Source organism: Klebsiella sp. I138 (assembly GCF_051131765.1).
Lineage (GTDB): Bacteria > Pseudomonadota > Gammaproteobacteria > Enterobacterales > Enterobacteriaceae > Klebsiella.
On the sequence record NZ_CP180447.1, the window covers coordinates 2676901 to 2691588 of the forward strand.

At 56.0% G+C, this 14688-nt stretch carries 15 protein-coding genes; 7 read left to right on the top strand and 8 right to left on the bottom strand.

What is annotated here, in order from left to right; all coding sequences use genetic code 11:
- Positions 1 to 14 precede the first annotated feature (14 nt).
- From ACMYSK_RS12475 to ACMYSK_RS12485, 3 genes are all read left to right on the top strand, one after another.
- Positions 15 to 1748 carry an arylsulfatase gene (locus ACMYSK_RS12475; protein WP_434643560.1) on the top strand — a complete coding sequence of 578 codons (1734 nt, stop codon included), beginning with the start codon at positions 15 to 17 and terminating at the stop codon, positions 1746 to 1748.
- 86 nt (positions 1749 to 1834) lie between these two features.
- The gene (locus ACMYSK_RS12480; RefSeq protein ID WP_434643562.1) at positions 1835 to 2611 is read left to right on the top strand and encodes an SDR family NAD(P)-dependent oxidoreductase; all 777 of its coding nucleotides are present in this window, start codon (positions 1835 to 1837) and stop codon (positions 2609 to 2611) included.
- Between the two features lie 24 nt (positions 2612 to 2635).
- The gene (locus ACMYSK_RS12485; RefSeq protein WP_434643564.1) at positions 2636 to 3427 is read left to right on the top strand and encodes a MoaF C-terminal domain-containing protein; all 792 of its coding nucleotides are present in this window, start codon (positions 2636 to 2638) and stop codon (positions 3425 to 3427) included.
- 38 nt (positions 3428 to 3465) lie between these two features.
- Here ACMYSK_RS12485 and ACMYSK_RS12490 read toward each other — a convergent pair whose 3' ends face one another.
- The 3 genes from ACMYSK_RS12490 to ACMYSK_RS12500 form a co-directional block, all read right to left on the bottom strand.
- On the bottom strand, positions 3466 to 4419 hold the full coding sequence (locus ACMYSK_RS12490; RefSeq protein WP_434643567.1) for an aldo/keto reductase: 954 nt from the start codon (positions 4417 to 4419) through the stop codon (positions 3466 to 3468).
- 131 nt (positions 4420 to 4550) lie between these two features.
- Positions 4551 to 5327, bottom strand: a complete 777-nt coding sequence (locus tag ACMYSK_RS12495) for an ABC transporter substrate-binding protein (RefSeq protein WP_434643570.1) — start codon at positions 5325 to 5327, stop codon at positions 4551 to 4553.
- 19 nt (positions 5328 to 5346) lie between these two features.
- Positions 5347 to 6525: a M20 aminoacylase family protein gene (locus ACMYSK_RS12500; protein ID WP_434643573.1), complete on the bottom strand. Its 1179-nt coding sequence runs from the start codon at positions 6523 to 6525 to the stop codon at positions 5347 to 5349.
- A 540-nt stretch (positions 6526 to 7065) separates the two neighbouring features.
- Between ACMYSK_RS12500 and ACMYSK_RS12505 the strand changes: the two genes are divergently transcribed.
- The gene (locus tag ACMYSK_RS12505) at positions 7066 to 7656 is read left to right on the top strand and encodes a YSC84-related protein (protein WP_434643576.1); all 591 of its coding nucleotides are present in this window, start codon (positions 7066 to 7068) and stop codon (positions 7654 to 7656) included.
- 58 nt (positions 7657 to 7714) lie between these two features.
- Here ACMYSK_RS12505 and ACMYSK_RS12510 read toward each other — a convergent pair whose 3' ends face one another.
- A complete protein-coding gene (locus tag ACMYSK_RS12510) occupies positions 7715 to 8245 on the bottom strand; it encodes an RcnB family protein (RefSeq protein WP_434643579.1) in 531 nt (176 codons plus the stop codon).
- 220 nt (positions 8246 to 8465) lie between these two features.
- Entirely contained in the window at positions 8466 to 8888 is a 423-nt protein-coding gene (locus ACMYSK_RS12515; RefSeq protein WP_434644067.1) for a hypothetical protein, read from the bottom strand.
- 280 nt (positions 8889 to 9168) lie between these two features.
- Between ACMYSK_RS12515 and ACMYSK_RS12520 the strand changes: the two genes are divergently transcribed.
- The 3 genes from ACMYSK_RS12520 to ACMYSK_RS12530 are packed head-to-tail and all read left to right on the top strand — an operon-like array spanning position 9169 to position 12167.
- Positions 9169 to 10287 (top strand): ABC transporter substrate-binding protein, encoded by a 1119-nt coding sequence (locus ACMYSK_RS12520; RefSeq protein ID WP_434643581.1) that lies wholly within the window; start codon positions 9169 to 9171, stop codon positions 10285 to 10287.
- 6 nt (positions 10288 to 10293) lie between these two features.
- Positions 10294 to 11376 (top strand): FecCD family ABC transporter permease, encoded by a 1083-nt coding sequence (locus tag ACMYSK_RS12525; protein WP_434643583.1) that lies wholly within the window; start codon positions 10294 to 10296, stop codon positions 11374 to 11376.
- Positions 11373 to 12167 (top strand): ABC transporter ATP-binding protein, encoded by a 795-nt coding sequence (locus tag ACMYSK_RS12530; RefSeq protein ID WP_434643584.1) that lies wholly within the window; start codon positions 11373 to 11375, stop codon positions 12165 to 12167. The genes ACMYSK_RS12525 and ACMYSK_RS12530 overlap by 4 nt, the downstream gene beginning before the upstream one ends.
- A gap of 63 nt (positions 12168 to 12230) precedes the next feature.
- On the opposite strand, the gene ACMYSK_RS12535 is transcribed toward ACMYSK_RS12530, so the two are convergent.
- The 3 genes from ACMYSK_RS12535 to ACMYSK_RS12545 all read right to left on the bottom strand — a co-directional run bounded on the left by ACMYSK_RS12535 (position 12231) and on the right by ACMYSK_RS12545 (position 14483).
- Positions 12231 to 13373 (bottom strand): HlyD family secretion protein, encoded by a 1143-nt coding sequence (locus ACMYSK_RS12535; RefSeq protein WP_434643587.1) that lies wholly within the window; start codon positions 13371 to 13373, stop codon positions 12231 to 12233.
- Positions 13373 to 13741, bottom strand: a complete 369-nt coding sequence (locus ACMYSK_RS12540) for a DUF3302 domain-containing protein (protein WP_434643590.1) — start codon at positions 13739 to 13741, stop codon at positions 13373 to 13375. Before ACMYSK_RS12540 ends, ACMYSK_RS12535 begins: the two co-directional genes overlap by 1 nt.
- Before the next feature lie 100 nt (positions 13742 to 13841).
- Positions 13842 to 14483, bottom strand: coding sequence for a helix-turn-helix domain-containing protein (locus ACMYSK_RS12545; protein WP_434643593.1), 642 nt, complete (start codon positions 14481 to 14483; stop codon positions 13842 to 13844).
- Between the last annotated feature and the right edge of the window lie 205 nt (positions 14484 to 14688).

Consider the following 14688-nt stretch of genomic DNA (forward strand, 5'->3'; position numbering starts at 1 on the left):
CAGGAGACCAGGTAGTGAATAAAAAAACAGTGGCCGCCGCGTTGAGCATGATCCTCTCCGGCGCAGCGCACAGCGCGCAAACCGAGCGCCCCAACATCATCGTGATTATCGCCGACGATATGGGGTATTCCGATATCAGCCCCTTCGGCGGCGAAATTCCGACGCCTAACCTGCAGACGATGGCCGAACAAGGGGTGCGCATGAGTCAGTATTACACGTCACCCATGTCGGCCCCCGCCCGGTCGATGCTGCTGACCGGGAATACTAACCAACAGGCCGGCATGGGCGGCATGTGGTGGTATGACAGCACCATTGGCAAAGAGGGCTATGAGCTGCGTCTCACTGACCGCGTCACCACCATGGCCGAACGGTTTAAAGATGCCGGCTATAACACCCTGATGGCCGGAAAATGGCATCTCGGCTTCGTGCCCGGTGCCACGCCGCAAGATCGCGGCTTTCACCACTCGTTCGCCTTTATGGGCGGCGGCACCAGCCATTTTGACGATGCGATACCGCTGGGTACCGTCGAAGCTTTCCATACCTACTACACCCGCGACGGCCAGCGCGCTTCGCTTCCCGCCGACTTTTACTCCAGCGAAGCCTACGCCGCTCAGATGAACCAGTGGATCAAAGAAACGCCAGCGGAACAGCCGGTTTTCGCCTGGCTGGCATTTACCGCGCCACACGACCCGCTGCAGGCACCGGATGAATGGATTAAGCGCTTTAAGGGTCAGTATGAACAGGGCTATGGCGAGGTTTATCGCCAGCGTATTGCCCGTCTGAAGGCGTTGGGGATCCTCCATGACGATACGCCGCTTCCGGGTCTGGATCTCGATAAAGAGTGGGCGGCACTCACGCCGGAACAACAAAAATACACGGCAAAAGTGATGCAGGTGTACGCCGCGATGATCGCCAACATGGATGCACAAATTGGCACCGTGATGGACACGCTGAAGCAAACCGGGCGTGATAAAAATACCCTTGTGCTCTTTTTAACCGATAACGGCGCTAATCCGGCGGAGGGCTTTTACTACGAATCGGAACCGTCGTTCTGGAAACAGTTCGACAACCGCTACGAGAATATTGGCCGCAAAGGATCGTTCGTCTCCTACGGTCCGCACTGGGCGAACGTCAGCAACGCCCCTTACGCCCGCTACCATAAGACCACCAGCGGCCAGGGGGGTATCAACACCGACTTTATGATTTCCGGTCCCGGGATAGTACATAGCGGCAAAATTGACACCTCCACCATGGCGGTATACGACGTCGCGCCCACCTTATATGAGTTCGCGGGTATCGACGCCAACAAAGCGCTGGCGAAGAAACCGGTCTTGCCGATGGTCGGCGTCAGCTTTAAACGCTACCTGACCGGAGAAACTCAGCAGCCGCCCCGTTCTTCTTACGGCGTTGAGCTGCATAACCAGGCAGCCTGGGTTGACGGCGACTGGAAGCTGCGTCGGCTGGTCAAAACCTTCCCGCAGGCCGGCGACGCGCCGTGGGGACTGTTCAATCTTAAGCAGGACCCGCTGGAAACCCATGACGTCGCCGCACAATACCCGCAGCGGGTGAAGGCGATGAGCCAGGCTTATGCCGCATTTGCCAAACGCACCATGGTGGTTCACGCCGACGGCAGGCTGATTGACTACGCCGGAATCGATGCCAAAACCGGTCGCTACCTCGCGGTGGACCCGCAAACGATGCAGCCGGTTCCCGCACCGCAGGCGATTCCTGTGACCTCGAGCGAGTGATCCGCCCGGCGCTCGTTCTTTTGAACGATAGCCGGGAAGCACGCCCCTTTCTAAGGTACAAAGCAGGCGTTTTTGGGAGAGAGACAATGGGTAGAGTGGTAGTAATTACCGGCGGTGGTACCGGGATTGGCGCCGCCTGTGCGCGACTGATGGCGGCGGCAGGCGAGACGGTGTTCATTACCGGCCGCCGTCTGGCTCCTCTGCGAGCGCTGGCGGAAGAGACGGGCGCCATCGCGCTGGCTGGCGATGCCGCCAGCGGCGATGAGTGGCAGATGCGTCTACTGCCAACGATTCGCGAACGCGCAGGCCATATTGACGTTTTAATTTGTAGCGCAGGCGGCATGGGCTACGGCGCCGCCGGAGAGACCAGCGACCAGCAGTGGCGTGCGGCGCTGGAGAGCAATCTCAACAGTGCCTTCGTCAGCGTTCGCGCCTGCCTGCCGTCGTTGATTGCCCGCCGCGGCAACGTGCTGTTTGTTGCCTCAATTGCCTCTCTCGCGGCCGGGCCACAGGCCTGCGGCTACGTCACCGCCAAGCACGCATTGACGGGCCTGATGCGTTCGGTCGCCCGGGACTATGGCCCGCAGGGCGTGCGCGCCAACGCCATTTGCCCCGGCTGGGTGACGACGCCGATGGCCGACGAGGAGATGCAGCCGCTGATGGCCGCGCAGGGTCTCAGCCTTGAGCAGGCCTATCGCCAGGTGTGCCGCGATGTCCCGCTGCGTCGCCCGGCCAGCGCGCAAGAGATTGCCCTCGCCTGCCAGTTCCTCTGCTCCCCGCAGGCGTCGATTATCAGCGGCGCAATGCTGGTCGCCGACGGCGGCGCCAGTACGGTCGACGTTCCGACGCTGGCGTTTTCTTAACTTTTTTAGCCACAAGGATCACCCATGACTTCAGAAGCAGTGTTTATTCAGGTCGGCGCGCTGGCGGACGGCTTTGCGCCTCACGGCAACGTGCTGCCGACCGCCGCTTTGCCAGCCGGAAAATCCCTGACCTTTTCTCTGGCCAACGGCACCCGTCATCAGCTCACGATGAGCGACGCCCATACCTTTACCTGGGACGGGCAGCCGGTTTCCGGGCGCGTGACCGCCATTCGTCCCGATGTACTGTTTATCGATTTTCTCGATCCCGGCACGGAAAATGCCAGCATCAGCGCGGTATGCAACCTGACGCAAAATAACGCCACCCTGGTCTACGGGCAGCTGCCAACGGAGCAGGCCGCGCGTCTCGATGCGTTCAGCCGCGTCGAGCAAGGGCTGCCGCTAACGGCGGTAGAAGCCGACTTCCATTTTGCACGCCTGAATGACGAATCCGGACCGCTGCCGACATTCACCCGCGCGCTGGTGGGGATGCGTAACCAGTACACCTACAGCCCAACCGAACGCTACGAGCATATTTATCTCAACGATAATTTCTATGCCTGGCAGTGTCTGGACGGCGTGGAGAAAGGGCTGGCGGATGTCGATCGCTGTCATTACGTGGCGGTTGCCGACGATCTTTATCTGTTCGTCTGGCGCGAGAAAATCATTCCGACGCTGGGGGTGATCCTTATCGATCTGCAACAGATGCGCACCGACGGTAAAATTCTGGGCTATCAGGGAAGCGATTTTGCCGCGCTGAGCAATTTCCCGGTCGGGGCCAGCGCGCAGATTCTGAATGTGACGGAGCATTCGGCCTGAGAAAAACACCGGAGCCCGGCGGCTCCGGTATGCGGCTATCAGGCGCTGGCAATTTCCAGCCGCGCCAGCTGAGCGGCGTTTAGCGTCAGGTGAGCGGCACGCGCAAAACTTTCCACCTGGGCCACGCTGGTCGCACTGGCGATAGGCGCGGTCACCCCTTCCCGACTCATTAGCCAGGCCAGCGCCACCTCGGCAGGTTTCGCATTGTGCTGACCGGCCACCTCTTCCAGCGTATCGAGAATCCGCATTCCGCGCGGGTTGAGGTATTTCCCGATACCGCCGCCGCGCGGGCTTTGCCCCAGGTCGGACTGCTGGCGGTATTTGCCGGTCAGGAAACCGGAGGCGAGGCTGTAATAGGTGACGACGCCTATTTCCCGGCTGATGCACAGGTCGCACAGCGCCCCCTCAAAAGCGGAACGATGATAGAGGTTATATTCCGGTTGCAGCACCTGCCAGGCAGGTAGCCCCTCTTTGCGCGCCACTTCCAGCGCCGCAGATAGCTGCTGAGCATCCAGGTTGGATGCGCCCGTCGCGCGGATTTTCCCTGCCTGCTGCAACGCGTGAAACGCGCTCAGCGTCTCGGCAAGTGGGGTTTCCGGGTCCGGCCAGTGGGCAAAATAGAGGTCGATATAATCAGTGTTCAGGCGACGCAGCGAGTCTTCCACGGCCTGCTGGATCCAGGCTTTCTTCAACCCTTTATGCCCGGGCAGCCCCAGATCAGAGCCCACCTTGGTGAAGATTTTCACCTTGTCACGCATCCCCGGACGCGCCTGCAACCAGCGACCAATCAGGGTTTCCGATTCGCCACCCTGGTTACCCTCCGCCCAGCGGGAGTAGACATCGGCGGTATCAATGGCATCAAAGCCGTGGTCAACAAAAGCATCAAGAATGGCAAAACTGGTTTTTTCATCGCAGGTCCAGCCGAACACGTTGCCGCCGAAGACCAGCGGCGCGATGGAAAATCCGGTTTTGCCCAATGGACGTGTATTCATGCCGTTCACTCCTTATCGCTTATATTCTGCATCCTTCGCCAGGCCCAAGGGTTGGGAAAGAACAATGAGTGGAGAGTCAGAAAAGGAATCTTGAGGCGGGCTAATCCGTGCCCGCCGGACGCATCACAACATTATGTGCCGGAATAGACGTCAAAGCTAAAATATTTACCCGACAGTTTTTTATAGGTTCCGTCGGCAAGAATATGGGCAATTGCGCCGTTAATTTCCTGACGCAGGGCATCGTCCTCTTTACGCAGGCCGATCGCCGCACCGGCACCAAACAGCTTATTATCCTGCAAACTTCCGCCAACAAAGGCGAAATCTTTGCCCTGCGGCTGCTGCAGGAAGCTGTAGTCCGCCATCATTCCTGAAAGCACCGCGCCATCAATACGCCCGGATTCCAGATCCCGCACTACGCTGTCAGCGCCCTGATAGGCGACGATATTGATCCCCGCCGGACGCCAGTGCTGGTTGACGTAAGTCTCCTGGGCCGATCCCTGCTCCACGCCGATGGTTTTGCCTTTGAGCTGCTCTGGCGTATTACCGGTCAGCGTATTTTTGCGCGCCACGAGGAATACCGGGCCGTTATACAGCTTGTCAGTAAAGCCAATCTGCTCTTTACGCTTTTCGGTCATATACATGCCGGAGAGAATGGCGTCGAACTTCCGCGCCTTCAGCGCCGGAATAATGCCGTCGAAGTTGCTCTCCACCCACACGCACTTCGCCTGGAGCTGCTGACAGATGGCATGTCCTAAATCAATATCGAATCCCGCCAGCTTGCCCTGCGGGTCTTTCCATTCAAACGGCGCAAAAGTGGGATCGACGCCAAAGCGAATTTCCTTTTGTTCTGCGGCCAGCGCCGATGTTGATGCCATCAGTGCGACCCACAGCAGTAGTGATTTTTTCATTATTTACGAGCTCCAGAGATCAACGGCAGTGTGTTTCAACTAACCGGGCGAAAAACGACGCCCCGGTGGTAATAATGTCATCGTTAAAGTCATAGCCAGGGTTATGCACCATGCAGCCGCCTTTACCGCCCTTCTCACCGTTGCCCAGCAGGAAATAACAGCCCGGACGCGCCTGTAGCATAAAGGCAAAGTCTTCACTGGCGTTCATCGGCGAAATGGACTCCAGCACCTGCTCGCCGCCAAAAACTTCCAGCGCTAATGCTTTGGCAAACGCGGTCTCATCCACGCTGTTGGTCAGCACCGGGTAGGAGTCGTAGACTTCAATCTCGCTGGTGGCACCGTAGCTTTTGGCCGTGAACTCCGTGATTTCATGAATGCGTTTAATCAGCAGATCGCGCACTTCCTGCTTCATGGCCCGTACGGTCAGCTCCATCATTGCGCTTTCCGGGATAACGTTGGAGGCAATGCCCGACTGGAAGGTCCCGACGGTCACTACGGCGGTTTCACCCGGTGGCACGTTGCGAGCGACGATACTTTGCAGGGCCATAACCAGCGCCGACCCGGTCAGGATGGGGTCTATCGCGCGCTCCGGGTGGGCACCGTGGCCGCCGTAGCCGTGAATGGTTATCTTGACGGTATCCGCCGATGCCATGAAGTTGCCGGCGTAGAAGCCCAGCTTACCGACCGGCAGCCCCGGCATGTTGTGCAGCGCAAAAACGCTATCGCAGGGGAAGCGTTCAAACAGCCCGTCTTTAATCATCAGATCCGCGCCGCCGATAGCTTCTTCCGCAGGCTGGAAAATCAAATGCACCGTGCCGTTAAACTGGCAGGCCGGTGAGGCGATGTATTTTGCCGCCGCCAGCAGAATAGTGGTGTGGCCGTCATGGCCGCAGGCGTGCATTTTTCCCGGCGCCGTGCTGGCCCACGGTAATTCGGTGGTTTCAAAAATCGGCAGCGCATCCATATCGGCGCGCAGCCCGATCGTACGCGATGAGTGGCCTTTGGTAAGCGATCCCACCAGCCCGGTTTTGCCCAGTTCACGCGTGACCGTATAACCCCATTCCGTCAGTTTTTCCGCCACCAGTTCACTGGTATTAAACTCTTCCAGGCTTAATTCCGGATGGGCATGTAAATAATGACGGATCGCAATCATTTCTTCTTCAGCTGCTTTAATTTCTGGAATCACAAAATCGCTCATGCCGGTCTCCGGGAAATAAGAAATAGATATCCTGATTCATTCAGGCTTCAGGTAAACGGCGGTTGGAAAATGAGATGCCAGAGCCCCAAAAACGTGAAGTATGAAGAATATACTCAGACTCAATAACTTATCTGGATAAGCGCTTAATGCAAGCAAGATTTCTGATTCCTGGCGTGCGCTTCATCTCATTTACTAATGATTATTCAGCACGTTACCCAGACCAGGAGACAAAAGAAATAGCCTCACTGACGTCTAAAAATAAAACTCATCATCCATACCAATAAACCCTAAAAAAGCAGTGAAATAGACCAAATATAAGGCAAAATTTAAATATAAACTTTTAATTCTTGGATTATTAACGCATTTTTATTCTACGATTACCCGCCTTAAATCAGCTTATTCAATACCCGCAGTCTACCCGCCAGGCGTCATGTGGCTGGCAACCGACACGCGCCACGGAACCCCGATGGTCCCTTGCGGGACGTACCGGAAAATAAACCCATGTCAGCAGATAAATGCGGATTACAGTAGAACTCAAATATGAAATATCAGGCACTTTTCCTGGCGTCAGCGCTGGCGCTAACCGGCTGTAGCGCCCAGGGTGATACCGCCAGCCAGCAGCGCGCCAGCATTCAGAAAATACGCAGCGAAACGCTGAGTAAACTCTATTCGCTATATCCTGAAGCCCGCAGCGATATCCAGCACGCCGATGGCTACGCGGTATTTTCCAGCAACAGCAGCAAAATTTTAGTGCTTGGATTTGGCAGCGGCTACGGCGTGGTGAGAGATATTCGCACCGGCAAAGATACCTATATGAAAATGGCTCAGGGCGGCGCCGGTCTGGGGATGGGCGTGAAGCAGCAGCGTACCGTGCTGGTGTTCCATGATAAAGCCGCGCTCCACACCTTTATTACTCAGGGCTATATGGTCGGCGCGGACGCCAATGCCGCAGCGAAATATGATGATAAGGGCGTCGCCCCGGTCGCGGCGTCGGCAAGCGGTGTCGCAAAAGATACCTCTTCGCTGCCGTCGAAGGTAAATGTGTATGAGATTACCGAGAAAGGACTGGCCGCTCAGGCGATGCTTAACGGCTATAAGTACTGGCCGGATGATGAGTTGAACAAGAGATAGTCGTCCTCAGAACGCCTGGTGGAAATGCCCTCTCCCTGACCGGGAGAGGGTTACAGCATTAGTGCGACAGAACGCCGTTCACCAGAATAGACGTAATGATGCCCGTTGCCGCTGCAATCAGGACGTAGTTGCCGTCGATATACGACCAGTGCTGACCCTGCGGGGGCGGCGGAAGACCGCGATCGTTCCAGTTGCTGACCCGATAATCATTGCCGCGATAGCGATCCGGCGCAGGCTGTCCCTTGCGGAAGTCATGGCCGTTCCACGCAAAGTGGTCTTGCTCATGTCTGTCCTGATGCGACTTCCCTTGTGCATGATTATCACCGCGGTTGTCGCCGGCGTTGTTACGATCGTTGTTGCGATCCGGGCCGCGATTATCACCGCCCTGACGATGGCTGTCGCCGTTGCCCTGAGGACCATTATTACCGGGGCCCTGCTGACGATTACCGTCCTGACCACCGTGACCAGAGCCGTTTTGTTGCCACACCTGCTGTTGGCCTGGGTTACCATTGCCGTTGGGACCGTCGGCATAGGCTAATGAGCTTAATGCGCAGGACAACATCACGGCCAGAGAAATCATTTTTTTCATCGTACACCTCCTGATATGCCTCCTTTTTACCGCCGGAATGTGGAGAAATAGTGAGTATCAGGATATCCAGGACAATTCCTGGCATTGTCGTTCAGCGTCGCTGCCGCGAGGCGAATATCACCGCGACGTTGCTCTCAATCACCCTACCTGCATATAAAAAAAGGCCGCTTTCGCGACCTTATTGTTTGAACGACTTTTTGCGTGAAGCGGCAACGGGGAATTATTCGCTGACTTTATTTTTCAAGTCTTCCGCACCCTGCTTGGTTTTATCCCAGCCTTTTTCGGTGCCTTCTTTCGTCTTATCCCACCCTTTTTCGGTGGCGGCTTTGGTCTTATTCCAGCCCTTCTCGGTCCCTTCTTTGGTCTTATCCCAACCCTTCTCGGTCCCTTCTTTGGTCTTGTTCCAGGTTTTTTGAGCACCTTCACTCACCTGGCTGCCTACGCTGTCGCTTTTACCCTGCGCCGCGTGTTCGGATTTCAGCTTCTGCTCTTCGCCCTCATTCTGAGCCTGGTGCAGTTTCTCTTTCGCGGTATTCGCCCCTTCATGGGCCGCCGCGACGGTATCATCAGTTGCGTGTGTTGTCGCAGCAAAAACGGGGGCTGCTACCAGAATCGCAGATAACGCAATCATTGCTTTTTTCATCATTTCCTCTCTAACGTGCTTAATGTTATGAGTCATCAACAGCATGGCATAACATTCCGGTCATGACTTTAGGGATAGTTCTTAAAACCAGAACCGTCTATTTTTCCCCGTTTTTCGCGTTTTCACGCCTGTCGTTCCCTCCCCTCCCGGAGGCGCCAATAAATTCCAGTAAGTTGTTACATTTTATGAAATTCCGTTTTCATATACCTGCCGTTTATTTTCATACGCGAATAATTATCAAAATCATTATATTTATAAATACGCAAACGGAACTCACATTATGGCAATAAAATCAGTAAGTTCACTCATTCTTACTGCGCTAATCTCGGCCCCCGCTATCAGCTATGCAACGCAATATCCCCTTACGGTAACCGACCTCTCTGGCCGCCAGATAACGCTCCAGCATGAACCTCAACGCATCATTCTGCAGGACGGACGAGACCTCATGTCGCTGGCGCTGCTGGATCGCGACAACCCGTTTAAGCGGGTTGTTGCCTGGAATAATCTGGCGAAAAAACAGGACATCGCGACCTGGAAAATGCTGCAACAGAAGTGGCCGCAGTCGGCAGCCATTCTTGATATGGGCTTTAGCGACAAAGGCAATGTTGACCTGGAAAGCGTTCTTTCCCGCCAGCCCGACCTGATGATTGCGCAGCTGCGCGCCAGACCAGCGCTGACCGAAAGCGGAATTATCAGCAAGCTTGCCGCACTGAACATTCCGGTATTATTTGTGGATTATGAAGTCAATCCAGCCCGCGATACCGCGCCCAGCATTGACCTGCTAGGCCAGGTACTCAATCGCGAAAGCAATGCCAAAGCCTATACCGATTACTACCGGCAGCATCTGCAGGCGATCGAGCAAAAAACGGCGACGATTGCTCCGAAAGCAACGGTCTTTGTCGAAGCGCTGGCCGGCAATAGCGACGCCTGCTGCTTTACCCACGGTCACAGCGGCTGGGGGGGGCTGGTCGAAGCGGTTGGCGCCACCAATATCGGTTCACAGGTATTGCCCGGTGCCTCCGGTTTCGTGGCGCTGGAAAAAATTATCAGCATGAAGCCCGATGCCTACATCATGACCGGTTCGAAGCGCGGTAACAGCCAGGTGCTGCCGCTCGGCTATCAGGTCAGCCAGCAGGAGGTTAACGCCCAGGGAGAGGTGCTGCTGACGCGCACCGGCGTCAGCGATATTCCGGCGGTGAAAGCGAAGCGGGCTTACGGGGTTTACCATCATTTCTATAACCATCCGTGGAATATCGTCGGCATGGAGTACCTGGCGAAAGATATCTACCCGCACGCCTTTAGCGCGCTGAACCCCGATGAGACGTATCACTATATCGTGCGTCACTTCACCTCGCTACCGGACCTGCCGTTCGTCTTTTCCTGGAAACAAGGTGAGTAATCGCGCATGAGTTTGACCACTGAACCCGGCATCCGCACGCTGAACGCCGATGCCGAGGGTGTCATGACCCGCTACCGCCAAATTCTGCGCCGCCGTATCGCCTTGATGCTGCTGTTGCTGGTGCTGATCGTCGCCTCGCTGCTGCTCGACTTCATGCTCGGGCCGTCGGGTATGCCGCTGCATACCCTGTGGCAAACCCTGACGGACCCCGGCAGCGCAGCGGCCGGGACGCGGGTTATTGTCTGGGATATCCGCATGCCCTATGCGCTGATGGCGGTAGTGGTTGGCCTCTCCCTGGGCCTTGCCGGCGCAGAAATGCAGACCATCCTCAACAACCCGCTCGCCAGTCCATTTACCCTCGGCGTCTCCTCGGCGGCGGCGTTCGGGGCGGCGCTGGCTATCGTGCTGGGGATTGGCCTTCCCGGCATTCCCGGCCAGTGGTTTATCTCCGCTAACGCGTTTATATTCGCCCTGCTGGCCGCCCTGCTGCTGGACGGGATCACCCGCTGGACGCAGGTTGCCACCTCCGGGGTGATCCTGTTTGGTATCGCACTGGTATTTACCTTTAACGCTCTGGTGTCGATGCTGCAGTTTGTCGCCAACGAAGATACGTTACAGGGGCTGGTATTCTGGACCATGGGCAGCATCGATCGCGCCTCCTGGCAAAAGGTGGGGATTTTAGTTGCCGTTCTGGCATTGGTCATGCCGCTTTCTCTGCTGAATGCCTGGAAGCTGACCGCGTTGCGCCTCGGCGAGGACCGGGCCATCAGCTTTGGCATCAACGTTCGTCGCCTGCGCCTGACGACGCTTTTGCGGATCAGCATCTTATCAGCCCTGTCGGTGGCCTTCGTCGGCCCCATTGGCTTTATTGGTCTCGTCGCACCGCACATTGCACGCCTGATGTTTGGTGAGGACCACCGCTTTTATCTGCCCGCCAGCGCCTTTATTGGCGCCCTGGTGCTGTCGCTCGCCTCGGTGGCGTCGAAGAATCTGTTGCCCGGCGCGATCATCCCGGTGGGGATCGTCACCTCGCTGGTCGGCGTTCCCTTTTTCCTGAGTATTATTTTACGCCATCGGGGGAACGTATGAGCCTGCACACTTCAGTAGAATCGGGGTTGGCAATCGGCCATTTCAACGCCGGTTATCCCAAACGCCAGGTCATCCGCGATCTGACGGTCCCCCACCTGCCGTGTGGCAAGATCACTGCGCTTCTGGGGCCTAACGGCAGCGGAAAATCCACGCTGATGCGGGCTATGGCGGGCCTCGGCCCGTCGACCGGAGAACTGTCGCTGGCCGGGGAAAACCTGCTGGCTCTGCCGTTTGCCAGGCGAGCAGAGCAGGTGGTCTATCTGCCGCAAACGCTGCCTGCTGGTGTGCATCTCCACGTCCTGGAGTCGATTATTGTCGCCCGGCATGCAGCCGGAGGCGTACGTTCGGATAGCGAGGCGGAGGTGATGTCCCTGCTGCGCCAGCTTGGCATCGAACACCTGGCGCTGAGCTACCTGGACCAGCTTTCCGGCGGGCAAAAGCAGCTCGTCGGTTTGGCCCAGTCGCTTATCCGCCAGCCGTCATTGCTCCTGTTGGATGAACCGCTCAGCGCGCTGGATTTGAACTATCAGTTTCACGTCATGGACCTGGTACGCCGTGAGACCCGCCGACGCAATATCATCACTCTGGTGGTGGTGCATGATATTAATATTGCCCTGCGCCATGCCGATCATCTGCTGATGCTAAAGGAAGGACGACTGCTGGCCGACGGCGCGCCGTCGCAGGTGATTACGCCAGAGATACTCGCCACGGTATATGGCGTGCGCGGGAGGATTGAGCCCTGCTCGCAGGGAATAATGCAGGTGATTATCGACGGTCTGGCAAGCGGATAATCAGGCGCTGGTCGGGCATCATTATTTGCCCGACCAGCGCCTGATTAGCGGCCCACGCACAGGTTAATGATCGAGATAAAGGTAGTTTTCCCAGCTTTTCATGCGGATCAGGATCTTTCTGATCAGCGACAGGTGTTCGAGATGACCGGAGTAAACCGCCGCTTCAACATCGGTCCCCTGCGGCAGATGGTAGTTTTGCAGTCGTTCATCCGTCACCTTAAATACCACCAGCGCCCGGCCGTGGGTGTCCAGATCGCTGGTCGTCAGCAACGTCCCCTGTCCCTGAAACTGGCTTTCGCCAATGGCCGGCAGCACGTCAGTGACTTCAGCGTGAAATACCGTTCCCGGTACCGCCGGGAATAACAGCTCGGCCTGCTCGCCTTTTTCCAGACGCTGTAGCGAATTCTGACGGAAGGCGGCCACGAACTCTCGATTTTCCGGCGATCCCGTCGGGACAAACGTCATCACCGGCTTCATGCCGAGAGCCGTCGACATCGTTCCCGGGCGCAAACCGACGGTGCTGACGTAACCATCCGACGGTGCACGCACAACGGTATTCTCCAGTTTAAACTCTGCCGCGCGCAGTTTCGCCAGCAGCGAAGCGACTTTGGTATTTTCGCCATGGACCACCGAGTTCAGATTATTGCGCGCCTGAATCACGCTTGCCTGGGCTGCGGCTACCGCGGCCTCATCGGCTTTCCAGGTCTGGCGGCGGGTATCCACCATCTGATCTGAAAATGCCCCTTTGTCGTGACCGGCCTGGAAGCGGGCATATTCCCGCTGCGCCTGATCGCGCAAGGCTATCGCTTTTTGCAGATCGGCCTGGGCGCTGTTCAGGGCGGCGTTAAGCGACAGCGCATCCTGACTTGCCGCTTTGACCTGTGCTTTTAGATCGTCAACCTGTGCCTGAAAAGGCGTCGGATCGATAGTGAACAGAATATCCCCCTGATGCAGCATTTGGTTCGGCTGCACCGGCACGCTGATCACTCGACCACGCGTTTGCGAAACGACAGGCACCGTACGGAAAACCTGTTTGCCAATATCGGTGTAGGGGAAGTTATAGTTCATCCCGAGAATTAAGGCGCCAATCAATACCACGCCGCCTAATACCGCGGTGGGTACCGTCCATTTATTCAGGGGAATACGGAAAATTTTAAATATCGCAATACATAAGGCAGCGTAACTCAGGAGCAGCAACGTTTCCATTATTCAGACCCCTTATTAATTATATTGACCGCGGCATTCTGTTTCACCACATTTAACTCCTGCTGGAGGCTATCCAGATGGGTTAATGCCTGCTCCAGACGATGATGCAGGTCGCTTTGTTGCTGGGCCATTTTTTGCATCCCCCAGCCGCGGTCTTCGCGCCACAGCGTGGCCCAAATCCACAGCAGCGGCCACAGGATATGCAGCGTAAATAAGCTCACCCATCCAGCGTAATGGATCGCATCCTGATGAGGATGATTTCTTTTTTTAGCAATTTCATAGGGGATGTCGTGAATAACAATCACCCCGTAAAACAGGATCAGGACTACCGCAACCAGGATAGCCAATGCAACATAATCCAGGGTCATAGAATAACTCCAGAGAGAAAATTAAATTAAGCAGTAAGCTGAATGAAGGCGTCACGACGCCGGGAAAATAATTAAACAGAATTTTCCATGCGAGTATTAATCAGAATTTTTCAGGGATTTTCCGGTCAATGGAAATAAGCTGCCCTTTTTTCACCGTAATATATCCCCCCTCTTTCAGAGCCGCCAGAACCTGATAGACATAGCTTCTTGAAAGGTTCGTTCGTTTGATAATAAAAGCAGACAAACTTTCGCGTTTGCCGGTATCAATTTCGCGGCGATACAGATAGCGAAACAGCATCGACCTGATGGTCTGGAACCCTGATAAGTTGCCTCTTTCATTGCTGGCATCCAGCACAAAGATGCCCATATAAACCAGAATCGTGGCCAGCTCTTTCATGTACTGCGGCGACGAGTGATAGAAAATGCGTTCAAAATCGCTCGCGGTGATTTTGCTAAAAAGGCAATTTTCCTGGCACTGGTAGACGAATTCGACCGGCGGGCAATAGTGCTCCAGCAGGCCCAGCGGCATATTTTCGATAACAATGCCCAGCAGATTTTGCTCATCGTCTACGGCCAGGGTCATCTGCCCCTGCAAAAGAAAGTAGATGAACCCCTCTGCGGGCTGGAAACGAGCGCCACAGGCTAGTTCAAGCGGCTCGCCGCAGGCGATAACCTCAGGCAGATGGGTTGTCAGATCCAGTGTCTGGTAAAAAGCGTGAATATTGCCAAAACGACTCGCCATCTTTAAGTGCGCTCTCCCTTACCAGCCGGTAGTGAGCAAATCATTGCTTCACGAAATATACCGAAGAATACCGGACAGTAAAAGTCCACAGCTGGAGTTCTGCCGCCGGTCACCACGGCATGCCTCTTCTTACGCCCGTTTTTTTGCCCTGCCTCGCACTTTATCGATCGCAGCGTTTCGATCCTCGGCAGGCTATGCTTAAATA